This is a genomic window from Streptomyces sp. NPDC001933 (genome assembly GCF_042890955.1).
GTDB lineage: Bacteria > Actinomycetota > Actinomycetes > Streptomycetales > Streptomycetaceae > Streptomyces.
Window position 1 is genome coordinate 368,369 of sequence record NZ_JBIASS010000005.1, and the last position, 25,424, is coordinate 393,792.

Consider the following 25,424-nt stretch of genomic DNA (forward strand, 5'->3'; position numbering starts at 1 on the left):
GAGCTTGCTCGACGGGTCGGGCTGCCTGCTACTTGGCGAGCTCGGCGACGCCGGCCTGGGCGAACTTCTCGTCCAGGTCGCCCGACGGGGCGCCGGCCACGCCGATGCCGGCGATCGGGGCGCCGCCGGCCTGGACCGGGGCACCGCCGCCGAGGAAGAGGGTGCCGGGGATGTCCTTCAGGGTGGGGGCGTTGGCCAGGCGCTTGACGAGCTCGGAGGTGGGGGCGTTCCATGAGACGGCGGTGAACGCCTTCTTCTCGGCCGCCTCGTAGGACTGCGGGCCGGCACCGTCGCCGCGCAGGGTGACGATGGTGTTGCCGTTGCGGTCGACGACGGCGACGGATACGCGCTGGTTCTCCTTCTCCGCGGCGTCGAGGGTCGCCTGTGCGGCCTTGGTGGCGGCGGCGATGGTCAGGTGGGTGGTCTGCTGGAGGTTGCCGTTCGAGGCGTCGGCCTTGAGGGCGACCGCGGGGGCGGCGGCCGGGGTGGAGGCGCTGGCGGACACGGCGCCGAAGGTGCCTGCGCCGAGGGCGGCGGCGGCGACGGCACCGGTCAGGACGCGGGTGCGCAGCGACAGCTTCTTCATGGTGGACTCCTCAGCAGTGGTGGATGAGCATCTGTGGGGCGGTGGGGCGGTGGGGCGGTGAAGCGGTGGGGCGGTGAAGCGGTGGATGAGCTGTTCGGCTCCGGGATCAATCCTCCGGCCGCAACCCGCCCCGCACAGTCGACGGACCGGCTCGACGCCGCACGCGGGACGGTCGACGGCCCCATCAGCCGATCGGTTGATGCGAGGGTGGTCGTCCGGGGTGACCATGGGTGTATCCGTGCAGCTCAGCGGCGCCGCTGACGGTGAGGAGCGAGAGGTACGACGTGAAGCACCGAAGCCGATCGGCACCCCGCACGGGCCCGGGAACGGACCTGGACACGGACCTGGACGCGGGCATGGACATGGGCGTGGACCTGGACACCGACATGGGCGCGGGAACGGGCAGGACGCCCGGGAACGGGAACGCCGCCCGGGACCGGTCCGGTGACCCGGACGCCCGGTGGCTCACGTTCCTGATGCACGCCGCGTTCTTCCTGCTGCTCGGCGCCTCGCTCACCCGCTTCCTGCTGCGCCACCCCGGCGAGGCCCGCACCCCGTGGATCATCGCGCTCTCCGTCGCCGCCGCCGTGCTGTACGTGGTCGGGCCGGTGCTGGGCTCGCGTCCGACGCCGCGCTCCCTGCTGTGGCTGGGAGTGCTGGTCGCCGTGTGGATGGTGCTGGTGGTCCTCGCGCCGAGCTTCGCGTGGTGCGCGGTCCCGCTCTTCTTCACCGGGCTGCGCATCCTCCCGCCGCGCGCCGCACTCGCGCTCGTCGCCCTGCTCACCTTGTTCGTCGTCGCCGCGCAACTACGGCTGGCCAAGGGCTTCGACCCGAATCTGGTGCTCGCCCCGCCCGCCGTGGCGGCGGTCGCGACGGCGGTCTTCGTCCATATGCAGCGTCAGGCCGTGCGCCAGCGCGAGCTGTCCGAGCGGCAGGGCGAACTCATCAACGACCTGCTGCGCACCCGCCGCGAACTGGCCGCCACCGAACGGCGCGAAGGAACCCTCGCCGAACGCCAGCGGCTCTCCATGGAGATCCACGACACCCTCGCGCAGGGCCTCTCCAGCCAGCAGATGCTGCTCCAGGCCGCCGACCGCACCTGGGACGCCGACCCGGCGACCGCCCGCAGCCACGTCCGTACCGCCACCGGCATCGCGGAACACAACCTCGCCGAGGCCCGCCGCTTCGTCCACGACCTCGCGCCGGCCGACCTCGCGGAGGGCGGCGGCCTGGAGGCGGCCCTGCACGCACTGGCCGCCCGCGAGACGGTGCAGGAGCAGGGGCGGCTCACCGTCCACTGCCATGTGGAGGGCGAACGGCACACCGCGCTGCCGGACCGGGTGCAGTCCGCGCTGCTGCGCATCGCCCAGGGCGCGCTGGCCAATGTGAAGGAGCACGCGAACGCGACGGAGGCGGCGCTGACGCTGACCCACCTCGACGACCGGGTCGTCCTGGACATCGCCGACAACGGGCAGGGCTTCGTCCCCGACGGGCGCACCAGGGCCACCGGCAGCGTGCGCGGTCACGGGCTGCCCGCGATCCGGGCCCGGCTCCAGCAGCTCGGCGGCACACTGACGATCGAGTCGGTACCGGGCGAGGGTACGGTGCTGTCCGCCGCCGTCCCCCTCACCGCCGCCCCGCCGACCACCCCGGAGGACCTCGCATGAGCGCGACGCCGCCCGTACGCATCCTGCTCTGCGACGACCATGTCGTCGTACGCGCCGGTCTGCTCGCCCTCCTCGGCAGCGAACCGGACATCGACGTCGTCGGCGAGGCCGGCAGCGGCGAGGAGGCGGTCGCCCTGGCCGCCAAGCTCACCCCGGACGTCGTCCTGATGGACCTCCAGCTCGGCGAGGGCATCGACGGCGTCGAGGCCACCCGCCGCATCGCCACCACCGGTGTCCATGTGCTGGTCCTCACCACGTACGACACGGACGCCGACATCACCCGGGCCATCGAGGCGGGCGCCACCGGCTATCTGCTGAAGGCCGAGCGCCCCGAGGAACTCTTCGCCGCGATCCGCTCGGCCGCCCAGGGCCGTACGACGCTCTCCCCGCCGGTGGCCAGCCGCGTCATGGCCCGGATGCGCAAGCCCCTGCCCACGCTCACCGACCGCGAGCTCGACATCCTGGCCCAGCTCTCCCAGGGCCTGGGCAACCGCGACATCGCCCGCGCCCTGTTCATCAGCGAGGCCACCGTCAAGACCCACCTGGGCCGGATCTACGACAAGCTCGGCGTCGACACCCGCGCCGGGGCGGTCGCCGTCGCGAAGGAACAGCGACTGCTGTCATAGGAATGCCATAGGAACCACCGCCCGGCGGCCCGGGAGCCCCGGGCCTGCGCCGGACTCCAGGCCCGCCCGAACCGGGCCCCGGAGCCCGGCAGAAGGTCTCCCGGCACCGGCGCCCCGCCGGGCATGACACCATCGAAGCGTGCTCGACATCGGCTACTCCCTCTCCCGGCGCTTCCCCGATCCCCCGCAGACCGACTACCGCCGCGCGGACGTCCATGCCCTGCGGCACGACCTGTTCTCCGGGGACGTCTACCTCGCGGACACCAAGGAGGACCGCGAGGTATCCACCGCCTGGGGATGGGTTCCGGTGCTCGACTTCGCGTGGGCGCTGTGCGACATCGTCGAGCAGATCGACCAGGACCCGCGCGGCAACCGCTCGCACCGGGAGCAGTTCGCCGAGCTGGACTTCACCGAGTCTTCCGACCGGATGCTCTTCGCGCGCCGCTTCGGCTGGGTCGACATCGAGGCCGACTGGATGCCCGGCGACGAGCCCCCGCTCACCTTCAGCCACTCCCTGCTGCGCCGCGAGGCCCGCGACTTCCTGCACGACCTGATCGCCGACCTCGCCGACATGCACGAGGGCCTCGCCGACAACCCCACGATCTGGGACCTCCAGGCCCGCTTCCCCCGTATCTGACCCCCCGTCCGGGCCTGCCGGACGGCTACGCCTCCACTCGCACCCCGATCTGCGCCGCGAACGCCGGCGCCAGCTCCATCAGCTGGGCCGGGCTGATCACCGCACCCGCCAGCCGCTCCACCCCACGCGCGATGTCCAGCTCCGCGACCGTACGCAGGTCCACCGACTCCATCCGTGCGGAGCTGAAGTCGGCCCGCTTCAGCACGCAGTCACGGAACTCCACCCGCACCAGCTGCGCGTCCCCGAAATCCGGCTCGGACAGCACACAGCCCTCGAAGACCACGTCCTTGAGCCGCGCCTTGCGCAGATTCAGGTAGTCGATCTTCCCGCCGCGCACCAGCACCCGCTCCAGCACCCCGCCGTGCAGCTGCACCCCGCCCAGCCGTGCGTCCACCACCTCCACGTCGCGCAGCGACGCCCCCGCGAGATCGGTGCCCACACCCCGTACGCCCGTCAGCACCGAATCGATGAAACGGGCCCTGACCAGCTCCGTGCGGTCCAGCGCGCAGCCTTCCAGCGCACAGTCCATGAACCGGGCCCCCGGGCCCGACTCGTCGGCGAGATCCGCCCCGTCGAACCGCACACCGTCGTAGTCCCCGTCCGGCTCCAGGCCTCCCCCGTCGTACGGAACGAGGGGTGGGAGCCGCACTTCCGGGCGCCGGGCCGCCGGGATGGTGTCCTTCTTCCTGCTGTTGCTGCGTGCCATGCCCTCCATCGTCACCCATGCCACTGACAACGCCCCCGGGACCGGTGCCACGGACGCGCCCGGACCAGGACGGAGGGCCCGGCCGCCCTCCTACCGCTGCCCGCCGAGCCCGGCCAGCGCCTCGTCCGTCAGCCGGTACACCGTCCACTCGTCCTGCGGGCGCGCGCCCAGCGACTCGTAGAACGCGATGGACGGGGCGTTCCAGTCCAGCACCGACCACTCCAGGCGCTCGTAACCGCGCTCCACGCAGATCCGCGCCAGCTCCGTCAGCAGCGCCTTGCCGTGCCCGCCGCCGCGCCGCTCCGGGCGTACGTACAGGTCCTCCAGGTAGATGCCGTGCACCCCGCGCCAGGTGGAGAAGTTCAGGAACCACAGCGCGAAGCCGGCCACCTCGCCGTCGTCCGACTCGGCGATGTGCGCGTACGCGGCGGGCCGCTCACCGAACAGCGCCTCGTGCAACTGCTCCTCCGTGGCCTTCGCCTCGTGCAGGGCCTTCTCGTATTCGGCCAGCTCACGGACCATGGCGTGGATGACGGGGACATCGGCTGGGACAGCGGTACGAATCATGGGGGCAGAGTAAGCAGAGCCCCCGGCCCCGCTCGCTCCACCCCCTCGTTCCCCCTCGCACTGCTCCCCCTCGCTCCGCGCCGCCCGGCTCCGCCCCTTCCGGAATGTCGATGACGCCACCGGTCCCGGGGCCGTGCGTCAATCGGATATGACCCCGAGCAGCCCCGCACCGCCCACCCGGCGCCGCACCACCGCCGGCTCGTGGCTCCGCAGCGCCGGCTCCTGGATCCGCAGCGCACCCGGCACCTACATCTGGCTGGCCGCGCTCTTCGTCACCACGGTGATCGTCCACCAGATGTCACCGGACTTCGAAGAGGACTTCCTGCGCCAGCGCTCGACCAACATCCACGAACTCACCGAGGACCCCCTGCGCGTCCTGTTCGCCAGCGCCTTCTGGATCGACGGCGGCCGCTGGCTCCCCTACGCCGTCCTGTACACCGTCTTCCACGCCTCCGCCGAGCGCTGGCTCGGCACCCTGCGCTGGCTCGCCGTCGTCCTCCTGGCGCACGTCCTCGCCTCGCTCGCCAGCGAAGGCGTCCTGGCCTGGGCGATCCGGCACGGGCACGTGCCCTGGTCGGCCGCGAACACCCTCGACGTCGGCGTCAGTTACGCGCTCGCGGGGGTCGTCGCCGTGCTCACGTACCGCATCCCGCAGCCCTGGCGGTACGTGTACCTCTTCGCCGTCCTCGTCTTCTACGGCATCCCCCTCGTCACCGGCCGCTCCTTCACCGACCTCGGCCACTTCACCGCCGTGCTCATCGGCCTGGCCTGCTACCCATTGACCCGGTCCCGGCACGGGACGGGAACGCCTGTCGCGCAGTAACGTCCCGCCCGAGAGCCAACAGGGCTTCACACCGGACAAATCAGGGGCAACATGAGCACCGTCAGCACCGTCAACGGCGGCATATCGTTCTGGTACGCGGACCAAGGCACCCCCCTCGCCCGGGAGCCTCTGCCCGGCGACGCCACCGCCGACATCTGCATCGTCGGGGGCGGGTACACCGGGCTGTGGACCGCCTACTACCTCAAGAAGGCCGTCCCCTTCCTCAACATCACCGTCCTGGAAGCCAAGTTCTGCGGCTACGGCGCCTCCGGGCGCAACGGCGGCTGGCTCTACAACGGCATCGCGGGCCGTGACCGCTACGCGAAGCTCCACGGCCACGAGGCCGCCGTCCGGCTCCAGCAGGCGATGAACGAGACGGTCGACGAGGTCGTACGGGTGGCCGCCGAGGAGGGCATCGACGCCGACATCCATCAGGGCGGCGTCCTCGAAGTCGCCTACACACCCGCGCAGCTGGCCCGGCTCAAGGACTTCCACTCCGTCGAGATCGCCTTCGGCGAGACCGACCGTGTGCTGCGCGGCGCCCATGAGACCTGCGAACGCGTCAACGTCACCGGGGCCGTCGGCTCCTCCTGGACCCCGCACGGCGCCCGGCTGCACCCGGTCAAGCTCGTCCAGGGCCTCGCCGCGACCGTCGAGGCGCTCGGCGTCACCATCCACGAGTCGACGCCGGTCACCGAGATCAAGCCCAAGCACGCGCACACCCCGTACGGCACCGTCCGCGCCCCGTACATCCTGCGCTGCACCGAGGGCTTCACCGCGAACCTCAAGGGCCAGCGGCGCACCTGGCTCCCCATGAACTCCTCGATGATCGCCACCGAGCCGCTCCCCCAGTCGGTCTGGGACACCATCGGCTGGGACGGCCGCGAGACCCTCGGCGACATGGCCCACGCCTACATGTACGCCCAGCGCACCGCCGACGACCGCATCGCGCTCGGCGGCCGGGGCGTCCCTTACCGCTTCGGCTCGGGTGCGGCGCACTTCAACGACACAGCCCGCACCCAGCCCGCCACCATCGAGGCCCTCCGCGACATCCTGGTCCGCTTCTTCCCCGCCACCGCCGGGGCCCGCATCGACCACGCCTGGTCCGGCGTCCTCGGCGTCCCGCGCGACTGGTGCGCCACGGTCACCCTGGACCGTTCCACCGGGCTCGGCTGGGCGGGCGGCTACGTCGGCTCCGGCGTCGCCACCACCAACCTCGCCGCCCGCACCCTGCGCGACCTGATCCAGCAGGACTCCGGCCAGTCGGGCCCCACCGATCTGACCACCCTCCCCTGGGTCGGCCACAAGGTCCGCCGCTGGGAGCCGGAACCCTTCCGCTGGATCGGCGTCCACGGCATGTACGCCGCCTACCGCGCCGCCGACCGCCGCGAACTCGCCTCGCCGCGGGCCGGCACGGACCCCGTCGCGAAGGCCGCGGACCGGCTGGCCGGGCGGCACTGACCGAACGAACCACGGGCACCCGCCACCACCCGGTGGCGGGTGCCCGTGGTTCGTTCGGTCAGCTCTGCGGAGGTCGTGTCACTTCACGTGGCAGATGTTCTTGCCGTGGCACGGCTTCGGCTTCGGCTTGCAGTGCCACCAGCCCCAGCACGCCGAGCCCTCCCGTGGCCAGCCGCCCCAGCCGGCTCTGTCCACGAATCCGGCCACGACTCCTGGTCGGGGCACCGAAATGTCTCAGCACACGAGGATGTCTCAGCGGCATGCCGCGCAAGGTATGGACTCGTCCCGGCGGCCGGACCAAACACGCCCCGCGACCGCCGCCCTCACTTCTTCCGGCGTACGCATCCGGATTACCGCCGCAGGCAGCGGGGCGCCCGAACGGCTCCGGTCGCTCGCGACCGCCGCCGGCAGCCGGAGCGAGGAAACGGGCCGGGGCAGCCGGGAGCCGGGAACGGCGGAAGGCCGGCGCCCCTCCAGGGACGCCGGCCTTCCTCGCGGGGGTCAGGCGACGAGCTCGGCGTCCGCCGCCTCGGCGGGCTCGGGCTTGGTGTCGCGCATGACCAGGGCGGCCAGGACCGCGGCTGCCAGGACGCCGATCGCACTGATGGTGAAGGTGGTCGACATCGAGGAGGTGAAGGCGTCCCGGGCGGCCCGGATCGGGCCGGCGTCGCCGTGGGCCAGGGACAGCGCGTCGGTGATCGAGCGCTTCGCCTGCTCGGGGGCGTCGGCGGGCATCTCACGGGCGTAGCCGCTGGACAGGAGCGAGCCGAGGATCGCGATGCCGAGCGCGGTGCCGGCCTGCTGGATGGTGTCGTTCAGGGCCGAGCCGACGCCCGCCTGCTCCGCCGGGATGGTGCCCATCAGCGCGCCGATCGCGGCCGGCATCGCGACCCCCGCGCCGAGGCCGAGCAGACCGAGCGCGACCGCCGGGAGCGTGAAGCCGGTGTCCGGCGAGACGGAGGTCAGCAGCGCGAAGGCGCCGGCCATCACGATCATCCCGGCCAGCACCAGCGGCCGGTTGCCGGTCCTCGCGGCGAGCCCGGCGCCGACGGTGTTGCCGATCAGCGCGGCGACGGCCAGCGGCACGAACGCCAGGCCCGCCTTGACCGGCGAGTAGCCGAGCACGAACTGCAGGTACTGGGTGAACACCAGCAGCAGGCCGCCGTTGCCGATCTGCACCAGGGTCAGCGAGAGCGAACCGCCGCTGAAGTTGCGGTGCTTGAACAGGACCAGCGGCACCATCGGCGCGGAGGTGACGTTCTCCCAGACCACGAATCCGACGAGGGCGACGACCGCGACGGCCAGGGTGATCGCGGACCGGCCGCCGAAGGCACCGTGCTGCGGGATCTCGATGATCCACCAGACCAGGGCGGTCATGCCGGCCGCGGAGAGCACCGCGCCGAGCGGGTCGGCCTTCTGCCACGGCCCCTTCGACTCCGGCATGAGGGTGAGGCCCGCGATGACGGCGAGCACCACGACCGGGACGTTGATGAAGAAGATCGAGTGCCAGGAGAAGTGGTCGATCAGCACACCGCCGAGCACCGGGCTGCCGACCAGGCCGAGCATCGCCACCGAACTCCACACCGCCATCGCCCTGCCGCGCTCCTGCTCGTCGAAGACGGTGATGAGGATCGACAGCGTCGACGGCATGATCAGGGCCCCGCCGACACCCATCGCGATCCGCGCGGCGATCACCTCACCGGGGTTCGCGCAGAACGTCGCGGCCAGCGACGCCGCCCCGAAGAGCAGCAGGCCGATGATCATGACCTTCCGGCGGCCGAACCGGTCGCCGAGGCTGCCCGAGGTGAGCAGGAGACCGGCGAAGACCAGGATGTACGAGTCGAGGATCCACTGCGTGTCCTGGGCGCTCGCGCCGATGTCCTCGGTCATCGACGGCACCCCGACGGTCAGCGCCATGCTGTCGACCACCAGCACCAGCGAGCTGAGGCACAGCACGATCAGGATCCACCAGCGGCGTGGATCACGGGTCTCCGTGACGGTTTCCATGAGGCTCCCCCTTCGACTTGGCCGCGCACACCATTCCCTGGATGCGCACATCGTTCCTTCGACGCGAACGCCGTTCCTTCGTTGCGAACACTGTACGCAGACGAGTACGACGTGCGCAACAGCCCCTCATGTACGCTCGATGCGAACGGTGTACGCACCCGAGGAGGAGCCGTCATGGCAGCCAGGACCAACCCGATCCCGTCCGTATGGACCCGACAGCGGCGCGAGCCCGATCAGCCCGCGCTCAGCCGGACCGCGATCATCCGGGAGGCGATCGCGATGCTGGACGCCGACGGCATCGAGGCGCTCAGCATGCGCAAGCTCGGCGCCCGGCTGAACGCCGGCGCGACCTCGCTCTACCGGCACGTCGCGACCAAGGACGAGCTGATGGAACTCGCGGTGGACGAGGTCTTCGGCGAGATCACGGTCCCCGCCGCCGACAGTCCGGACTGGCGCGCCGCCGCCACCGAGGCGGCCCGGTCCTTCCGCTCGACGGCCCTTCGCCACCCCTGGCTGGCCTCGGTCCTCGGCCAGGCGGGCCTCGCCTACCTGGGCCCCAACCTGATGTCGTTCTCCGAACGGCTGGCCGCCCTGTTCGCCGCCATCGGCTTCCCCGAGCCGAGCCGCGCGATCGACACCGTGATGACCTACGTCATCGGCGCCGGCACCACCGAGGCGGCCTGGCTCACCACCATCGCCCGCTCCGGCGAGACCGAGGCCGGCTTCATCGCCCGCCTCCTGCCGGCCGCCCAGCAGGCCGCGGCCGAACACGACCACCTCGCCGGCTCCTTCGACGCCCCCACGGAGACCGCCCCCGAGGAGATCCGCGACGCGAAGTTCGCGTACGGCCTGGAGGTCGTCCTCGACGGACTGGCGATGCGAATCCCGCCGCCCCAGTAGCCGCCACCACCCGACAACTGAACAAACGTTCAGCACCCACACGCATTGACACGGGCGATCCGCACTCCAAATACTGACTACTCATTCAGTAAGGAGCCTGTGAAGTGCCTGGACACCCCATGCCGGATCCCCCCGCCGCCCCCACCCCGGTCACCGGCGGGGAAACCCTGGTCCGGGCGCTGGCCGCGCACGGGGTGACCCGGGCCTTCGGCATCCCCGGCACCCACAACCTGGAGATCTACCGGCACCTGGCCGCCTACCGGATCGACCACCTCAACCCCCGCCACGAACAGGGCGCGGGCTACGCCGCCGACGCCTACGCCCGGGTCTGCGGGCAGCCCGGCGTGGCGATCACCACCACCGGACCGGCCCTGCTGAACATCGCGGCCGCCGTCGGCCAGGCGTACTCCGACAGCGTCCCGCTCCTCGTCGTCTCACCCGGCATGCCGCTGCGCCACCCCCGGCAGCCCACCGGCCTGCTGCACGAGATGCGCAGCCAGACCGAGGCGCTGCGGGGCGTCGCGGCCGTCAGCCACCGGGTCTCCTCGGCCGAGGAGATCGGCGTGGCTGTCGCCCGCGCCTTCACCCTCTTCCGTACGCGGCGCCCCCGCCCCGTGCACATCGAGATACCCCTGGACCTGCTCACCGCCGTGGAACCGGCCGGGCCGGTACGGACCGCCCCGCCGTCCTCCCCCGCGACGGCGGACCCGGGCGCGCTCGCGGCGGCCGGCGAGGCACTGCGCTCGGCCGCCCGGCCCGCGATCGTGCTCGGCGGCGGAGCGCGCGCGGCCGCCGCCGAATGCCTGCGGCTGGCCGAGGAGCTGGGCGCCCCCGTGGTGACCACCGCCAACGGCAAGGGGATCATCGCCGAGACCCACCCGCTTTCGCTCGGCGTCTCCCTGCACAGCCGGGCCGTCCGGCACTGGCTGGCGGAGCGCGACGTGGTGCTCGCCGTCGGCACCGAACTCGCCGAGTCCGACCTGTGGGAGCCCCTGCCCACGCTCGGCGGCACCCTCGTCCGGGCCGACATCGATCCGGCACAGATGTACGCGGGGCTGCCCGCCGCCGTTCCCCTGGTCGGCGACGCCCGCCACACCCTGCGCGCCCTCCTCACCGCCCTCCCCCCGGCCGCCGGTGCGCACCCCGGAGCCCACCGGGCCGTCGCCGCACTGCGCGAGGCGCGCAACGCCGAGACCCGGAGCGAGGACACCCCCCTCCTGCCCTACCTGGCGGCCATCAGGTCGGTGCTCCCGGCTGACACGGTGCTCACCTCCGACAGCGCCCAGTGCTGCTACTACGGCGCGATCCCGCACCTGCCCGTCGCCCCGGAGGGCCGCTACCTGCACCCGACGGGCTTCGGCACGCTCGGCTACGCGCTGCCCGCCGCCATCGGCGCCAAGACCGCGGATCCCACACGGCCGGTCGTCGCCCTGAGCGGCGACGGCGGCCTCCAGTTCTCCGTACAGGAGCTGGCCACCGCCGTACAGCTGCGGCTCCCGCTGCCCGTCGTGGTCTTCGACAACGGCGGCTACGGCGAGATCCGCGACGAAATGGTCTCCCGCGGCGACCGCCCCACCGCGGTCGACCTGCCGCCGGTCGACCTGCCCGCCCTGGCCCGCGCCTACGGCGGCCACGGCGTACGGGCCGACTCCCCCGAGGCGCTGGCCGAGGCACTGCACCACGCCCTGAACACCCCCGGCCCCACCCTCATCACCGTCCCCCTCGCCACCGCCCCCAGGGAGCTCCCCCGATGACCACCGCTGCCGCCACCGACCCCGTCCCCGCCCCTCCCCTGATCTCCCTCACCTGGACCGACCAGGAGACCGGGCACCAGGGGCACCTGGTCATCGACCGCCTGGTGCGCGGCGTCTCCAGCGGCGGTCTGCGGATGCGCTCCGGCTGCACGCTGGCGGAAGTCACCGGCCTGGCCCGGGGCATGACGATGAAGGAGGCGCTGCACTACAACCCGCAGGGCCGCTACATCCCGCTGGGCGGCGCCAAGGGCGGCATCGACTGCGACCCGCGCGACCCCGCCGCCTACGGCGTCCTCGTCCGCTACCTGCGCGCCGTACGCCCCTACATCGAGAACTTCTGGACCACCGGCGAGGACCTCGGCCTCACCCAGGACCTGGTCGACCGGGCCGCCGCCGAGGCGGGCCTGGTCTCCTCCATCCAGGCCGTCTACCCGCTCCTGGACGACGAGGAGGCCGCCCGGCGGCGCCTCGCCGACGCGTTCGCCATCGACGTGGACGGCATCGGCCTGGACGAGCTGGTGGGCGGCTGCGGCGTCGCCGAATCGGTGCTCACGGCCCTGGACCGGGCCGGCGTCGCCCACCGGGAAACCCGTGTCGCGGTGCAGGGCCTCGGCACCATGGGCGGCGCCACCGCCCGCTTCCTGGCCCGCGCCGGGCTGCGCGTCGTCGCGGTCGCCGACATCAAGGGCACCATCGCCAACCCCGCCGGCCTGGACGTCGAGGCGCTGCTCGCCGCCCGCGACGGCCACGGCACCGTGGACCGCGCCGCACTCCGCGCCGAGGACCGCGAACTGCCGGCCGACGCCTGGCTGACCGCCGACGCCGAGGTACTGGTCCCGGCTGCCGTCTCGTACGCCGTGGACACCGTCAACCAGGCGGGCATCACCGCCCGTTGGATCGTCGAGGCCGCCAACATGCCGGTGGTGCCGGAGGCGGAGACACTGCTGGCCGCCCGCGGCATCACCGTACTGCCGGACGTGGTCGTCAACTCCGGTACGAACGCCTGGTGGTGGTGGACCCTGTTCGGCGACATCGGCGCCGACGCCGACGAGGCGTTCACGTACACCCGCCGCTCCATGCGCGCCCTGGTCGACCGGATACTGACCCGCGCCGAGTCCGGGAACACCACCCCCCGGGCCGCCGCACACGCCCTGGCCGCGGACCGGCTCCCGATCCTCGCCGAACGCTTCGGACCGTTCCGCCAACGCATCGAGAACGAAAACTGACGACAGACTTCAATCGACGAGCCTGATGGAGCTGTACGGCGCGCAGTCGTAGCCGTGGTGCGTGCCGGCAGGTCGCCCCCCGCCGCAGCTCATGAAAAATCCCAGGTCAGCATGGGTGCCAACCTGGGGATTGAGCCGCCTGTCGGACTCGAACCGACGACCTATTGATTACAAATCAATTGCTCTAGCCAACTGAGCTAAGGCGGCGTCGCACGAATCGCATGAACACGCGCGAGTTCTCACTCTACACAGCGCCCACCAATCGATCCACGAAGTTCCGCCCACCCCCGTGACCACCCGAGCACCCGTGCGTTAAGAACACTGACGCACTGATCCGGATATCGGACAGTCGGGGAGAGGGTCATGACGGACACCGCAGACCAGCCGACACGGGTGACGGGCGACGAGGCCAAGCGCATCAAGCGCGAAGCTTTGGGCATCGCCGACCGCAAGAAGCACCGCGATCGGGCGACAACCGCCATGATGAGCCGGGCCAAGGAGCCCGGCACGCAGCAGCGCGTGTACCGGTACCGCTTCTATCCGACCCCGTCGCAGGCCGAGCAGTTGAACAAGACCTTCGGGGCCTGCCGCTGGGTCTACAACGAGGGACTGGCCCTCCGGGTGGGGGCCTGGGAGCAGCACCGGGTCTCGGTGGGGTTCGCTGAGACCTGCCGGGCGTTGACGGGGTGGCGGCAGGCGTCGGAGACGTCGTGGCTGCGCGAGGTGTCGTCGACGGTGCTGCAACAGTCCCTGCGGCACCTGGACGGTGCGTTCACTCGGTTCTTCAAGCAGTTGGCGAAGTACCCACAGCGAAAGAGGAAGCACCGGTCGCGGGATTCGGCGACGTACGTACGGACTGGTTTCCGTTGGACGGAGGATCCGGAGCGGCCCGGTACGGGGCTGGTGACGCTGGCGAAGCAGACGGTGCCGCTGGACGTGCGGTGGTCTCGGCCGTTGCCGGCAGGGGTGGCACCGGTGAAGTTGTCGGTGACCCGGGACCGGGCGGGCCGGTATTTCGTGGCTGTGCTCGTGGAGGAAGTGATCGCCCCCCTGCCTGCGACCTTCGTGCCCGGCGGGCGCGAGCCGAAAGCCGTGGGGATCGATCTGGGACTGGCTGCGCTGGTGACGCTGGACGACGGAACGAAGGTGGATCATCCGCGGCTGTTGCAGAAGTACGACGGGGAGCTGGCTCGGCTGCAGCGGCGGCTGCATCGCAAGACGAAAGGATCGAAGAACCGGGGGAAGGCCCGGGAGCGCATCGCCCGGCTGTACGCGCTGATCAGCGACGCACGCAGGAACATGCTGGACCAGTTGACCACCCGCCTCGTGCGCGAGAACCAAGTGCTCGTAGTGGAAGACCTGGCCATCATGAATCTGCTGCGTCCGGCAGTCGGGAAGGGACGTCGGCGCAAGGCCCGACTGAGCCGGTCGATCATCGATGCGGCCTGGGGCGCACTGATCCGTCAGCTGCGCTACAAGTGCGCCTGGTACGGGCGGACGCTGGTGATCGTGGACCGCTTCTTCCCATCGACACGTCGGTGTTCCGACTGCCACGCCAAGGGGCCGTCGCTCGACGTGTCCGTACGGGAGTGGACGTGCGCGGAGTGTGGTGCGGTGCACGACCGGGATGTGAACGCGGCGCGGAACCTCCGGGAGGAAGGCATGCGGCTGTACTGGCTGGTGGCCTCCGCGCTCCCGCCTCGGCGGACACCGCCGTCAGTGATCAAGGCATCGGAGCTGGCGGACGTACTGCTGGCTGCGTGAAGAAGTTGAAGGGACTGCAGTACGGACCGACGGGCCGTCGGCCGTAAGGCCTTTGGAGCCCATGTAAGACCGGTCGGGGGTGCCCCCAGGGGCGTGTCCGGGCGGCGAGGGTGACGAAGCAGGAAGTGCCGCGTATGCGGCGAGGGCCAAAAGTGCGGTGCTCTGCCTGAGTAGGGCGCGAGGTCAAAAGCATGCCGCTCTCCCCTGGCATGCGGTCGGCAGTCGATTGGCCCCCGCCCAGCCAGGAGACATTCCTCCCCAGAGAACTACTGACAGATTCCAAATGGCCAGGTAGCGTCGCTGAAGGTTCACCCAAGTGGACCAGACCACTCCCGCACTCGGATCGTCCGGCACGTTCCTGCCGGTGGAGGAGAAGATTCAGCATGGCCAGTGTCACGTTCGACAAGGCGTCCCGCGTCTACCCCGGCTCCACGAAGCCGGCCGTGGACCAGCTCGAGATCGACATCGCGGACGGTGAGTTCCTCGTCCTCGTCGGTCCTTCCGGTTGCGGCAAGTCGACCTCCCTGCGCATGCTCGCGGGTCTTGAGGACGTCAACGGCGGCGCGATCCGCATCGGTGACCGCGACGTCACGCACCTGCCCCCGAAGGACCGGGACATCGCCATGGTGTTCCAGAACTACGCGCTGTACCCGCACATGACCGTCGCGGACAACATGGGCTTCGCGCTCAAGATCGCCGGGGTCAACAAGACCGAGATCCGGGCGAAGGTCGAAGAGGCCGCCAAGATGCTCGACCTCACCGAGTACCTGGACCGCAAGCCGAAGGCGCTCTCCGGTGGTCAGCGGCAGCGTGTCGCGATGGGCCGGGCCATCGTGCGTGAGCCGCAGGTCTTCCTCATGGACGAGCCGCTGTCGAACCTCGACGCCAAGCTCCGCGTCTCCACCCGTACGCAGATCGCCTCGCTCCAGCGCCGCCTGGGCATCACGACCGTGTACGTCACCCACGACCAGGTCGAGGCCCTGACCATGGGTGACCGGGTCGCGGTCCTCAAGGACGGGCTGCTCCAGCAGGTCGACTCGCCGCGCAACATGTACGACAAGCCGGCGAACCTCTTCGTGGCCGGCTTCATCGGCTCCCCGGCCATGAACCTGGTCGAGGTCCCGATCACCGACGGCGGTGTGAAGTTCGGCAACAGCGTCGTCCCGGTCTCCCGCGAGGCGCTCTCCGCCGCCGCGGACAAGGGCGACACGACCGTCACGGTCGGCATCCGCCCGGAGCACTTCGACATCGTCGAGCACGGTGGCGCCGCCGCGAAGTCCCTCTCGAAGGACAGCGCCGACGCCCCGGCCGGCCTGGCCGTCTCGGTCAACGTCGTCGAGGAGCTCGGCGCCGACGGCTTCGTCTACGGCTCCGCGCGGGTCGGCGGCCACGACAAGGACCTGGTCGTCCGCGTCGGCGGCCGCGCCGTTCCGGAGAAGGGCACCAAGCTGCACGTCGTGCCGCGCCCGGACGAGCTGCACGTCTTCTCGACCTCGACGGGTGCCCGTCTCACCGACTGACGCGCCCCGCACACCCGCATCACGGCGGCCCCGCACCTATCGCGTGCGGGGCCGTTCGCGCGCCACGGGGCGCCGGAGGGGGTGGACGGGGTTTGGGTCCGTACGGTGCCGGATTGCCCGGCACACCGGTCATTTCGGCTCCGTTCGTCAACACCGGATTCGAAAAGCACCCTCGAACCATCCCCCTCAAGGGTGACGAATTGTCGCCATATCATCACTGCCCGCTACGCTCGCTGCGTGACCCACACTGCGCGCCGCATCGGCCGATCCCTCGCCTTCGTACTGCCCGTCGTGATGGTCCTCTCCGGGACCCTCGCCGTCACCAGCGTGCCGTGGGCAGCGCACGGCTCCGAGCCGCAGGTCCTGACCGCGTCGGCCCACGACATCTCCAAGCGCGCCAAGGCGCGCACTCCGCAGGACGCCCTCCGCGACCGGCTGCTCGTGGAGCTCCGGGAGAAGGACCCGGCGGTCGCGCTCACCGACCTCCAGCGCTCCGTCGAGGGCCGTCCCTCGCTCGCCCGGCACTGCATGTCGATCGCCAAGGCTCTGGGCCGCGCCGCCGTCGAGAAGTACGGCCCCACCCACGCCCACCGGTTCTCGCGCCCCGTCTGCGACACGTCCTTCGCCTCGGGCGTCGCCCGGTTCAGCTGACCGGCCGCTCCGGGCACCGCATATCGTGCCTGGCATGCATACGTATCCGACGCAGGCCGTTGTCCTGGCAGGTGGCCAGGGGTCGCGGCTGCGCCCGTACACCGACGACCGCCCCAAGCCGATGGTCGAGATCCCGGGCACCGGGACTCCGATCATCGGCCATCAGCTTTCCTGGCTGGCCGCCGAAGGCGTGACCGACGCCGTGGTGTCGTGCGGTCATCTGGCCGAGGTGCTGCAGGAGTGGCTGGACTCGGCGGTGCTGCCGCTGCGCGTGACGACCGTCGTGGAGTCCGAGCCGCTGGGCCGCGGCGGCGGGCTGAAGTACGCCGCCACCCGGCTGCCCGACCCCGAGCAGCCCTGGTACGCCACCAACGGCGACATCTGGACGCGCTTCTCCCTGCGCGAGATGGCCGCGTTCCACGCCGAGCGCGATGCGACCGCCACGCTGGCCCTGGCCCGTCCCCGCATCCCGTGGGGTGCCGTGGAGACGGACGCGTTCGGGCACATCACCGACTTCATCGAGTCGCCGCCCTCGCCGTATCTGATCAACGCCGGGGTGTACGTCTTCTCCCCGGAGTTCACGACGCTGCTGCCGGACCGGGGCGACCACGAGCGGACGACGTTCCCCCGGCTGGCCCGCGAGCGCAGGCTCGCCGGGTACCCGCTGCCGCACGGGGCGTACTGGCGGGCCATCGACACGGCGAAGGACCTCACCGAGGCCGCCAAGGAGCTCGACGGAAGCTGACCGCCGGCGCATGGCGAAGGGGCGGTCACCGGTGCGAAGCCGGTGACCGCCCCTTTCGCCGTGTGCCGGGGCCGTGGCTCAGCCGAGCAGGCCGCCGATGGGGTTCTTCCCGCCGCCGGACGCGCCGCCGGTGGAGCCGCCGCTGTCCGAGCCGCCGGTCGAGCCGCCGCCCGTACCGGTGGAGCCGGAGGACGACGGGCCGGAGCTGCTGGACGGCGGCGGCTGCGGGGCCGTCTGCTGCGGGGCCTGCTGCCCGGTGCCCTGCGTCTGGCTGGGCTGGCCGGCACCGGCCGCCTGCCCGGACTCGCGGACGGTGCCCGCGGCGGGCGTGGACGGCGCGGTGGAGGGCGTCGTGGCGGCGCTGCTCCGGGAGGGGACGGGGCGCCGGCCGTCCGGGGTGTGCGAGGCCCGGCCGCCGCGGGACTCGTCCGGGAGCGGGGAGCCGGGGAGCTGGTTGGTCGGGTCGGTGTTCGGGCCGGGCACGGTGACGACCTCGGAGGAGCGGACCGCGCCGCCGAGCACGGAGCCCACCAGCAGGGTGAGACCGACGACCACGGAGGCGACGACGGCGCCCCGGCGCAGCACCCGGCGGCGCAGGTCCCAGATCTCCGAGCGCGGGCCGAGCCTGCGCCAGGCCTCCCCGGCGAGCCGTGCGTCGACGGAGTAGACGGGCGCGCCCGCGATGATCAGCGGGCTCCAGGCAGCGAGGTAGATGATGTCGGGCGCGTCATAGGCGGCGACGGTGCGCCAGCTCACCGTGACCAGCAGGGCGGCGGACAGCAGCGCGCCGAACGAGGCGGCGACGCGCTGCCAGAGGCCGAGGACGGTGAGGACGCCGACGACGACCTGGAGGAAGGCGACGGTGAGTCCGGCGCCGACGGGGTGGGAGAGCGCGAAGTCGCGCAGCGGCCCGGCCAGCTCCCAGGGGTGCAGCGAGGTCAGCCACTTGACCATGGAGCCGCGGTCGCCGCCGTCGAAGTAGACGGGGTCGCAGAGCTTGCCCATGCCGGCGTAGATGGAGATGAAGCCGAGGAAGACCCGGAGCGGGAGGAGGACGACGCCCAGGTTCATCCGGCGGTCGGGGTAGTAGGCGTGCCGGACCGGGTCGCTGCTCCGGCGCCCGCTCCGGGTGTCGGACTCCTCGTCGAACCCGCCCTCGTCGTCGTACGCGTCCTGTGCGTACGGCGCGGCGTACGGCGCGCCGTCGTCGGTGTCGTAGGCGCCGACCGCCCTGCGCATGGGCGGCAGCAGCGGCCCGTTGCCGTAGCCGCCCGGCTGGTGGGGGGCGGTGATGACGGGGTTGGGCTGGGTCTCTTCGAGGAGGTCGATGACCTGGGTGCCGGCCGTGCCGGGTCCGCCGTCGCGCTCCGGGGCCGCGTAGGGGGCGTAGGCGTCGTACCCGGCCGGGGCCGGGCGGCCCGCGGTGGAGTTCCGTACGGCCTGGAGGAGCCCGGTGGCGCCGGGGTCGCCGGGGGCGGACCTGCCGCTCCACACGACGGGCGAGCGCCTGCCGCGGGCCGCTCCTGCGCCGCTCATGGCGGGGATCCTGGGCGCGCCGGCGGGGGCCGGACCGCGCAGCCGCGGGCGCTGGCCGGGGGCGAGCTGCACCCGGAAGCTGGCGTGGTTGACGATGACCTGCGCAGGGTCGCAGTCCACCTTGGTCATGCTCAGGGCGGGTTGTTCGTCGAACCGAGGCGTTCTGGTGTCCACACTCATCTAACCGAGTGATCTGTGTTTAGGACACTGCCTTGACGGGCCCGATGTGTCCGAGGCCCGTCAATGGGCTCCGGCCGGGGGAGGCTCCGCCTGGCCGCCCCCCGGCCGGGTGGACTTCTCAGGCCCGGCGCCGCGCGACCTCGTACAGCACGATCCCGGCCGCGACGCCCGCGTTCAGCGACTCCGCGCCGCCCGGCATCGAGATGCGGACCCGGTAGTCGCAGGTCTCGCCGACGAGGCGGCCGAGGCCCTTGCCCTCGCTGCCGATGACGATGACGACGGGCCCGGCGAGCTCCTCCAGGTCCTCGACGGTGTGCTCGCCGTCGGCGGCCAGGCCCACGACCGTGAGGCCGGCCTTCTGGTAGCCCTCAAGGGCGCGGGTCAGGTTGGTCACCCGGGAGACCGGCGTACGGGCCGCCGTGCCCGCCGAGGACTTCCAGGCGCCCGCCGTCATCCCGGCCGCGCGCCGCTCGGGCACGACCACGCCGTGGCCGCCGAAGGCGGAGACGGAGCGGACGATGGCGCCCAGGTTGCGCGGGTCGGTGACGCCGTCGAGGGCGACGATCAGCGGGTCCTCGCCGTTGTCGTACGCGGCGGCGGTGAGGTCCTCCGGGTGCGCGTACTCGTACGGCGGGACCTGGAGGACGAGGCCCTGGTGGTTCAGACCGTTCGTCATCCGGTCCAGCTCGGGGCGCGGGGCCTCCATCAGGTTGATGTTGCCGCGCGCGCCGGCGAGCTGGAGCGCCTCGCGGACCCGCTCGTCGTTGTCGATGTACTGCTGGACGTACAGGGTCGTCGCCGGGACGCCGTCGCGCAGGGCCTCGTAGACGGGGTTGCGGCCGACGACCATCTCGGACGTGCCCTTGACGCCGCCGCGCCGGGGCGCGGGGCGGCGGGCCGCGGCCTGCTTGGCCTGGGCGTTGGCGACCCGGTTCTTCTTGTGTCCCTTGCGGGCGGAGGCGGGCGGCGTCGGGCCCTTGCCCTCCAGGCCACGGCGTCGCTGCCCGCCGCTGCCGACCTGCATGCCCTTCTTGTTGGACGTGCGGCGGTTCCTGCGCTGGCTGTTCCCGGCCATGACCTACCTGTTTCGTTGCTTCTCAGACATGCGTACGTATAAGTGAAGTGTGCCGCCCGGAACGCCGGGCGGCACACGGTGGGGACTACTGGCGCGGGCCGAGTGTCCACCGCGGTCCGGTGGGACTGTCCTCGATGACGAGTCCGGACTGGTTGAGCTGGTCGCGGATGGCGTCGGCGGCGGGCCAGTCCTTGCGCTCGCGGGCCGACTGGCGCTGGTCCAGGACGAGCCGTACGAGCGTGTCGACGACCCCGTGCAGATCGTCGCCGCGGTCGCTCTCGCCCGCCCAGTGCTCGTCGAGCGGGTCGAGGCCGAGGACGCCGAGCATCGCACGGACCTCCGCGAGCCGGGCGACGGCGGCTTCCTTGTCGTCGGCGGCCAGCGCGGAGTTGCCCTGGCGGACCGTGGTGTGGACGATCGCGAGCGCCTGCGGGACGCCCAGGTCGTCGTCCATCGCCTCGGCGAAGGCCGGCGGCACCTCGGCGGCGGGCTCGACCGTCTCGCCCGCCTTCTCGGTGACGCGCTGGACGAAGCCCTCGATCCGCGCGAACGCGGACTCGGCCTCGCGCAGGGCCTCCTCGCTGTACTCGATCATCGACCGGTAGTGCGGGGTGCCGAGGTAGTAGCGCAGCACGATCGGGCGCCACGCCTTGACCATCTCGCTGACCAGCACGGAGTTGCCCAGCGACTTCGACATCTTCTCGCCGGACATGGTGACCCAGCCGTTGTGCACCCAGTACTTCGCGAACTCGTCGCCGTACGCCTTGGCCTGGGCGATCTCGTTCTCGTGGTGCGGGAAGATCAGGTCGATGCCGCCGCCGTGGATGTCGAAGGCGGTGCCGAGGTACTTGTGCGCCATGGCGGAGCACTCCAGGTGCCAGCCGGGGCGGCCGCGGCCCCACGGGGTCTCCCAGCTGGGCTCGCCCGGCTTGGTCGCCTTCCACATGGCGAAGTCGCGCTGGTCGCGCTTGCCCGTCTCGCCGTCGCCGGACGGCTGGCGCAGATCGTCCAGGTCCTGGTTGGAGAGCTCCAGGTAGCCGGGGAACGAGCGCACGTCGAAGTAGACGTTGCCGTCGGCCGCGTAGGCGTGACCGCGTTCGATCAGGCCCCGCATCATCTCGATCATCTCGGGGACGTGGCCGGTGGCGCGGGGCTCGTAGGTGACCGGGAGGCAGCCGAGCGCGTCGTAACCGGCGTTGAACGCCCGCTCGTTCTCGTAGCCGATGGCCCACCACGGCCGGCCCTGCTCCGCCGACTTCGCGATGATCTTGTCGTCGATGTCGGTGACGTTCCGGATGAACGTGACGTCGTAGCCGCGGTACTGGAACCAGCGGCGCATGATGTCGAAGTTCAGCCCGGACCGGATGTGCCCGATGTGCGGGGCGGCCTGGACGGTCGCGCCACAGAGGTAGATCGAGACACAGCCCGCTGTGAGCGGTACGAAGTCACGGATCTGCCGGGCGCTGGTGTCGTACAGGCGAATAGTCACGCCTCAAGGGTAGTGGGCGCGCACCAGTGCCCCGCGACCCCTTGGGGATCGCGGGGGAACGAGTTTGTCGCGGCGGGGGTCCGTCAGATGCTTCCGACGACCTTGCGCGGGGTGATCCGGACGACCACGCGCTCGGCGTCGTCGACGGAGGCGGGGTTGAAGTCCGCGTACTCCTTGCCGGTGTACTTCCGGGACAGCTCGTCGATGAGTTCCCGGCCGCCCTCGGTGGTCAGAGCGGCGGTGCCGCGGATCTCGGCGTACGTGTACGGGGAGGCGAAGGGCTGCACGACGACGGTGACCCGCGGGTCGCGGCGCAGGTTCTTCTCCTTGCGGCGGCCGACCGTCGTCGAGATGAGCACGTCGTCGCCGTCGCGCCTGACCCAGACCGGGGAGACCTGGGGGCTGCCGTCGGGCTGGATGGTGGCGACGGTGACGAAGACGGGGGTGTCGAGAAGCGCCTTGAGTTCTTCGGAGAGTGCGGCGGTCATGGCGTACGTCCTCCAGTGGGATCGGTGGGTGCCTCTACCCGTACCCCAACCGCGTCCCGGCGCTCCCGCTTCCCGCTCCTGCCCACCGGAAGGGTCAGGGCCAGTGCTCCGCCCGCCAGCGGCACGGCGGCGAGCGCCGCCCAGCGGACCGGGCCCGGCGCCTGGAGCAGCGCCCCGGTGGCGGCGCTGCCGCCGAGCACGGCGAGCCCGGAGACGGAGGAGAGCGCCCCGGTGGCGAGCCCGAGCCGCCGGTCGTCGACGAGGTCCGGGACGAGGCCGCGCGCGGCCGGGACCAGCAGCATCTGCCCGAGGGTCAGAGTGACGACGAGGGTGGCGGCGGGCAGCAGTCCGGCGGGGCCGCCGGGGGTGAGCGGTACGGCGGCGAACCCGGCGGCGACGGTCACCAGGCCGGTGACGAGCGCGGTGCGCGGGGCGACGCGGCGGGCGGACCAGCGGGTCAGGGGCAGCTGGGCGCAGACGACCAGGAGCGAGGAGAGCGCGAACAGCCAGCCGAGCGCGGTCTGCCCGCCGGTGGCCTCCTCCACCTCGGCCGGCAGCGAGAGGTAGAGCTGGTTGTACGCGATCAGGTAGCTGCTGTACGCGAGGCAGAGCAGGAGGAAGGGACGGTTGCCGAACACCTCGCGAAGGGAGTGCCGGGACTCGGCCGTCCGGGTGACGGGAGCCCGGCGCGGCATCAGCCGGGCGTGTCCGGCGAGGACGCCGACGAAGACCAGCGCACCGGCGAGGCAGGCCGCCCGGAATCCGGCGCCGAGCATCAGGAGCAGCGAGCCGAGCAGCGGCCCGATGAACGCACCGGCCTGTCCGGCGGCGGAGAACACGGCGAGCACCTGGGCGCGCGGGGTTCCGGTGTCCTGCTCGTACCGGACGGACTCGCGGGCGGTCTCGGACTCCACGGCGGGCGAGAACAGCGCGGCGGCGAATCCGATCAGGACCACCGCGGCGATGACGCTCGCGGTGGACCCGGCGAAGGCGAGCCAGCCGAAACCGGCGATCCGCAGGACGCAGCCGGTGAGGACGACGGGGCGGGGCCCGTACCGGTCGGTGAGGGCGCCGCCGACGACGAAGAGGCCCTGCTGGCTGAAGGTGCGCAGGCCGAGGACGAGCCCGACGAGCCAGCCGGCCATGCCCAGGCCGGTGCCGAGGTGGGTGGCGAGGTAGGGCAGTACGGCGTAGAAGCCGATGTTGAAGGCGAACTGGGTGGCGGTGAGGAGGCGGAGGTAGGGGGTGCCTCTCGTGGTGGGCCGGATGGTGGGTCCGGTGGTCACGGGGTCACTCCGCCGGTCTTCCCGCGTGGCCCCGGACCGCCGCCGCCGTGAGGACGGCCAGCGCGCCCAGGGCGGCGAGCGCGGCGGCGGGGGCCAGTACGGACCAGGGGGCCCGTTCCGCGTACGGCAGGTTCTCCGACAGCATCCGGCCCCACTCCGGCGCCGGTGCCTGGGCACCCAGGCCGAGGAAGCCGAGCGAGGCGAGGGCCAGCGCGACGGCCGGGATCCGCAGGACCGCGTGGCGCAGGACCGGGGGCACGACGGCGGGCAGCAGGTGGCGCCGGGCCACGTGCCACCGCCCGGCGCCCATCGAGCGGGCCGCCGCGATGTGCGGTGCGGCGCGCTCCTGGGCGTACAGGGCCGAGGTGTGGGCGGCGAGCGGCGCCCAGGCGACGGCCGCCACGGCGACGGCGGCGCCCAGGGGGCCGGGGCCCGCGATGCCCGCGACGACCAGGCCGCTCAGGATCGCCGGGAGCGCGTTGGCGGTCTCGGTGAGCGCCCCGGCCCGTACCGCTCCGAGGGCCAGGCCGAGCAGCAGCGTCACGGCGGAGACGGCGGTCGCGGTCAGCACCGTGCGGGCCGCTCCGTGGCCGAGGCGGGCCAGCACGTCGCGGCCCAGGGAGTCCGTGCCGAAGGGGTGCGCGGCGGACGGACCGGCGAGGCGGGCCGCGGCGTCGACGTGCAGCGGGTCGCGCAGCAGCCCGGCGACGGTCACGGCCGCGAAGAGCAGGGCGAGCGCCACCGCACCGGCGGTGAGCAGCCGGCGGGCGGGCAGGGCCGGGGGCACCAGCGCCGGGAGGGCCCCGTCGGACAGAGCGGGCCCCAGCAGGGCGCGGGCGGCGAGGCGGGCCGCGACGCCCGCGACGACGCCGAGGAGCAGCAGGAGCAGTACGCAGGCCTGGAGGACCGGGAGGTCCTGCGCGAGGGCCGCGGCCAGCGCCGTGCCGCCGAGCCCCGGCACGGCGTACAGCGTCTCGACGGCGACGGCGCCGCCGGTGAGGCCGACGACGACCAGACCGAGCTGCGGCAGCAGTCCGGGCAGGGTGCGGCGCAGGGCGTGCCCCGCGATGCGCCGTCCGGGCAGTCCGCCCGACGCGGCGGCCCGCGCCCACGGTTCGGCGAACGCGGCGGGCAGCGCGTCGTCCAGCAGCCGGCCGAGCAGGGCGCCCGCCGGGACGCCCATGGCGAGCGCGGGCAGCACCGTCTGCTCGGGCGCGCCCCAGCCGAGCGCCGGGAGCCAGCCCAGCTGTACGGCGACGACGGCGGCCAGGACGGCGGCGAGCAGGAACTCCGGCAGCGCGGCGAGGACGGCGGCGCTCACCCCGGCCCGCGCGGTGACGATCCGGCGCCGCGCCCCGCGCCGCAGCGTGCCCGCGCAGAGCGCGGCGGCCAGCAGCAGGGCGACGGCGAGCGAGAGGCCCATCAGGGTCAGGGAGACGCCGAGCGCGGCCGTCACGTCGGGCGCGACGGGCTGTCCGGAGACCCAGGAGGTGCCGAGGTCGCCGTGGAGCAGCCCGCCCAGCCAGCTGCCCAGGACGTGCCCGGCGCCGCCGTCGAGCCCGGTCTCGGCGCGGATCGCGTCGAGGGTCTCGGGGGTGGGCGGCCGGTCGGCGTACCGGGCGTGCAGGATCGTGAGCGCCGGGTCGGTCCGGGTCAGCCGGGGCAGCAGCCCGATGACGGCGAGGACCGCGAGGAGCGTGCCGAGCCGCCCCGCCAGGTGCTTCACCAGG

The 25,424-nt window shown here is 72.4% G+C and carries 22 protein-coding genes and 1 tRNA gene; 12 read left to right on the plus strand and 11 right to left on the minus strand.

The features are described from left to right. Positions 1-28 precede the first annotated feature (28 nt). Positions 29-586 carry a heme-binding protein gene (locus ACFYY7_RS15505; protein WP_388661759.1) on the minus strand — a complete coding sequence of 186 codons (558 nt, stop codon included), beginning with the start codon at positions 584-586 and terminating at the stop codon, positions 29-31. Positions 587-972: 386 nt separating this feature from the next. Between ACFYY7_RS15505 and ACFYY7_RS15510 the strand changes: the two genes are divergently transcribed. The 3 genes from ACFYY7_RS15510 (at position 973) to ACFYY7_RS15520 (ending at position 3,516) form a co-directional block, all read left to right on the plus strand. Beyond that, complete coding sequence (locus tag ACFYY7_RS15510) at positions 973-2,253, plus strand: sensor histidine kinase (RefSeq protein ID WP_388662026.1); 1,281 nt, start codon at positions 973-975, stop codon at positions 2,251-2,253. Then, a complete protein-coding gene (locus ACFYY7_RS15515) occupies positions 2,250-2,879 on the plus strand; it encodes a response regulator (protein WP_388661761.1) in 630 nt (209 codons plus the stop codon). Before ACFYY7_RS15510 ends, ACFYY7_RS15515 begins: the two co-directional genes overlap by 4 nt. A gap of 139 nt (positions 2,880-3,018) precedes the next feature. Beyond that, the gene (locus ACFYY7_RS15520) at positions 3,019-3,516 is read left to right on the plus strand and encodes a hypothetical protein (RefSeq protein ID WP_388661763.1); all 498 of its coding nucleotides are present in this window, start codon (positions 3,019-3,021) and stop codon (positions 3,514-3,516) included. Between the two features lie 25 nt (positions 3,517-3,541). On the opposite strand, the gene ACFYY7_RS15525 is transcribed toward ACFYY7_RS15520, so the two are convergent. After that, the gene (locus tag ACFYY7_RS15525; RefSeq protein WP_388661765.1) at positions 3,542-4,222 is read right to left on the minus strand and encodes a pentapeptide repeat-containing protein; all 681 of its coding nucleotides are present in this window, start codon (positions 4,220-4,222) and stop codon (positions 3,542-3,544) included. Between the two features lie 90 nt (positions 4,223-4,312). Further along, complete coding sequence (locus ACFYY7_RS15530; RefSeq protein WP_266730829.1) at positions 4,313-4,789, minus strand: GNAT family N-acetyltransferase; 477 nt, start codon at positions 4,787-4,789, stop codon at positions 4,313-4,315. Positions 4,790-4,937: 148 nt separating this feature from the next. Between ACFYY7_RS15530 and ACFYY7_RS15535 the strand changes: the two genes are divergently transcribed. Next, entirely contained in the window at positions 4,938-5,612 is a 675-nt protein-coding gene (locus tag ACFYY7_RS15535; protein ID WP_388661768.1) for a rhomboid-like protein, read from the plus strand. Between the two features lie 51 nt (positions 5,613-5,663). Then, positions 5,664-7,073 (plus strand): NAD(P)/FAD-dependent oxidoreductase, encoded by a 1,410-nt coding sequence (locus ACFYY7_RS15540; RefSeq protein ID WP_388661770.1) that lies wholly within the window; start codon positions 5,664-5,666, stop codon positions 7,071-7,073. 501 nt (positions 7,074-7,574) lie between these two features. Here ACFYY7_RS15540 and ACFYY7_RS15545 read toward each other — a convergent pair. Continuing rightward, the gene (locus ACFYY7_RS15545; RefSeq protein ID WP_388661772.1) at positions 7,575-9,080 is read right to left on the minus strand and encodes an MFS transporter; all 1,506 of its coding nucleotides are present in this window, start codon (positions 9,078-9,080) and stop codon (positions 7,575-7,577) included. 174 nt (positions 9,081-9,254) lie between these two features. Between ACFYY7_RS15545 and ACFYY7_RS15550 the strand changes: the two genes are divergently transcribed. The 3 genes from ACFYY7_RS15550 (at position 9,255) to ACFYY7_RS15560 (ending at position 12,960) form a co-directional block, all read left to right on the plus strand. After that, positions 9,255-9,980, plus strand: coding sequence for a TetR/AcrR family transcriptional regulator C-terminal domain-containing protein (locus ACFYY7_RS15550; protein WP_388661774.1), 726 nt, complete (start codon positions 9,255-9,257; stop codon positions 9,978-9,980). A 119-nt stretch (positions 9,981-10,099) separates the two neighbouring features. Then, positions 10,100-11,734 (plus strand): 5-guanidino-2-oxopentanoate decarboxylase, encoded by a 1,635-nt coding sequence (locus tag ACFYY7_RS15555; protein WP_388661776.1) that lies wholly within the window; start codon positions 10,100-10,102, stop codon positions 11,732-11,734. Beyond that, positions 11,731-12,960, plus strand: coding sequence for a Glu/Leu/Phe/Val dehydrogenase dimerization domain-containing protein (locus tag ACFYY7_RS15560; protein ID WP_388661778.1), 1,230 nt, complete (start codon positions 11,731-11,733; stop codon positions 12,958-12,960). Before ACFYY7_RS15555 ends, ACFYY7_RS15560 begins: the two co-directional genes overlap by 4 nt. A gap of 133 nt (positions 12,961-13,093) precedes the next feature. Here ACFYY7_RS15560 and ACFYY7_RS15565 read toward each other — a convergent pair. Continuing rightward, positions 13,094-13,167, minus strand: a tRNA-Thr gene (locus ACFYY7_RS15565). Between the two features lie 156 nt (positions 13,168-13,323). On the opposite strand from ACFYY7_RS15565, the gene ACFYY7_RS15570 reads away from it, so the two are divergent. From ACFYY7_RS15570 to ACFYY7_RS15585, 4 genes are all read left to right on the plus strand, one after another. Continuing rightward, the gene (locus tag ACFYY7_RS15570) at positions 13,324-14,724 is read left to right on the plus strand and encodes an RNA-guided endonuclease InsQ/TnpB family protein (protein WP_388661780.1); all 1,401 of its coding nucleotides are present in this window, start codon (positions 13,324-13,326) and stop codon (positions 14,722-14,724) included. A gap of 383 nt (positions 14,725-15,107) precedes the next feature. Further along, a complete protein-coding gene (locus ACFYY7_RS15575; RefSeq protein WP_376415270.1) occupies positions 15,108-16,244 on the plus strand; it encodes an ABC transporter ATP-binding protein in 1,137 nt (378 codons plus the stop codon). Between the two features lie 237 nt (positions 16,245-16,481). After that, positions 16,482-16,895 (plus strand): hypothetical protein, encoded by a 414-nt coding sequence (locus tag ACFYY7_RS15580; protein ID WP_351258467.1) that lies wholly within the window; start codon positions 16,482-16,484, stop codon positions 16,893-16,895. Positions 16,896-16,929: 34 nt separating this feature from the next. Beyond that, entirely contained in the window at positions 16,930-17,640 is a 711-nt protein-coding gene (locus ACFYY7_RS15585; protein ID WP_388661783.1) for an NDP-sugar synthase, read from the plus strand. Between the two features lie 78 nt (positions 17,641-17,718). On the opposite strand, the gene ACFYY7_RS15590 is transcribed toward ACFYY7_RS15585, so the two are convergent. The 6 genes from ACFYY7_RS15590 to ACFYY7_RS15615 form a co-directional block, all read right to left on the minus strand. Beyond that, positions 17,719-19,356: a DoxX family membrane protein gene (locus ACFYY7_RS15590; RefSeq protein ID WP_388661785.1), complete on the minus strand. Its 1,638-nt coding sequence runs from the start codon at positions 19,354-19,356 to the stop codon at positions 17,719-17,721. A gap of 118 nt (positions 19,357-19,474) precedes the next feature. Then, a complete protein-coding gene (gene rlmB / locus ACFYY7_RS15595) occupies positions 19,475-20,431 on the minus strand; it encodes a 23S rRNA (guanosine(2251)-2'-O)-methyltransferase RlmB (RefSeq protein ID WP_266730848.1) in 957 nt (318 codons plus the stop codon). An 85-nt stretch (positions 20,432-20,516) separates the two neighbouring features. Beyond that, positions 20,517-21,920, minus strand: a complete 1,404-nt coding sequence (gene cysS / locus ACFYY7_RS15600; protein ID WP_388661787.1) for a cysteine--tRNA ligase — start codon at positions 21,918-21,920, stop codon at positions 20,517-20,519. 83 nt (positions 21,921-22,003) lie between these two features. Beyond that, the gene (locus ACFYY7_RS15605; protein WP_388661789.1) at positions 22,004-22,408 is read right to left on the minus strand and encodes a PPOX class F420-dependent oxidoreductase; all 405 of its coding nucleotides are present in this window, start codon (positions 22,406-22,408) and stop codon (positions 22,004-22,006) included. Continuing rightward, positions 22,405-23,694, minus strand: a complete 1,290-nt coding sequence (locus tag ACFYY7_RS15610; RefSeq protein WP_388661791.1) for an MDR family MFS transporter — start codon at positions 23,692-23,694, stop codon at positions 22,405-22,407. The genes ACFYY7_RS15605 and ACFYY7_RS15610 overlap by 4 nt, the downstream gene beginning before the upstream one ends. 4 nt (positions 23,695-23,698) lie before the next feature. Next, a complete protein-coding gene (locus ACFYY7_RS15615) occupies positions 23,699-25,420 on the minus strand; it encodes an ABC transporter permease subunit (protein WP_388661793.1) in 1,722 nt (573 codons plus the stop codon). Between the last annotated feature and the right edge of the window lie 4 nt (positions 25,421-25,424).

Excerpts from the sequence above, each read along its gene's own strand:
- ACFYY7_RS15605 (WP_388661789.1), bottom strand. The coding sequence starts at position 22,408 with ATGACCGCCGCACTCTCCGAAGAACTCAAGGCGCTTCTCGACACCCCC.
- ACFYY7_RS15510 (WP_388662026.1), top strand. The coding sequence starts at position 973 with ATGGGCGCGGGAACGGGCAGGACGCCCGGGAACGGGAACGCCGCCCGG.
- rlmB (WP_266730848.1), bottom strand. The coding sequence starts at position 20,431 with ATGGCCGGGAACAGCCAGCGCAGGAACCGCCGCACGTCCAACAAGAAG.
- ACFYY7_RS15515 (WP_388661761.1), top strand. The coding sequence starts at position 2,250 with ATGAGCGCGACGCCGCCCGTACGCATCCTGCTCTGCGACGACCATGTC.
- ACFYY7_RS15545 (WP_388661772.1), bottom strand. The coding sequence starts at position 9,080 with ATGGAAACCGTCACGGAGACCCGTGATCCACGCCGCTGGTGGATCCTG.
- ACFYY7_RS15585 (WP_388661783.1), top strand. The coding sequence starts at position 16,930 with ATGCATACGTATCCGACGCAGGCCGTTGTCCTGGCAGGTGGCCAGGGG.
- ACFYY7_RS15550 (WP_388661774.1), top strand. The coding sequence starts at position 9,255 with ATGGCAGCCAGGACCAACCCGATCCCGTCCGTATGGACCCGACAGCGG.
- ACFYY7_RS15575 (WP_376415270.1), top strand. The coding sequence starts at position 15,108 with ATGGCCAGTGTCACGTTCGACAAGGCGTCCCGCGTCTACCCCGGCTCC.
- ACFYY7_RS15560 (WP_388661778.1), top strand. The coding sequence starts at position 11,731 with ATGACCACCGCTGCCGCCACCGACCCCGTCCCCGCCCCTCCCCTGATC.
- ACFYY7_RS15555 (WP_388661776.1), top strand. The coding sequence starts at position 10,100 with ATGCCGGATCCCCCCGCCGCCCCCACCCCGGTCACCGGCGGGGAAACC.
- ACFYY7_RS15540 (WP_388661770.1), top strand. The coding sequence starts at position 5,664 with ATGAGCACCGTCAGCACCGTCAACGGCGGCATATCGTTCTGGTACGCG.
- ACFYY7_RS15535 (WP_388661768.1), top strand. The coding sequence starts at position 4,938 with ATGACCCCGAGCAGCCCCGCACCGCCCACCCGGCGCCGCACCACCGCC.
- ACFYY7_RS15570 (WP_388661780.1), top strand. The coding sequence starts at position 13,324 with ATGACGGACACCGCAGACCAGCCGACACGGGTGACGGGCGACGAGGCC.
- ACFYY7_RS15530 (WP_266730829.1), bottom strand. The coding sequence starts at position 4,789 with ATGATTCGTACCGCTGTCCCAGCCGATGTCCCCGTCATCCACGCCATG.
- ACFYY7_RS15505 (WP_388661759.1), bottom strand. The coding sequence starts at position 586 with ATGAAGAAGCTGTCGCTGCGCACCCGCGTCCTGACCGGTGCCGTCGCC.
- ACFYY7_RS15525 (WP_388661765.1), bottom strand. The coding sequence starts at position 4,222 with ATGGCACGCAGCAACAGCAGGAAGAAGGACACCATCCCGGCGGCCCGG.
- ACFYY7_RS15590 (WP_388661785.1), bottom strand. The coding sequence starts at position 19,356 with ATGAGTGTGGACACCAGAACGCCTCGGTTCGACGAACAACCCGCCCTG.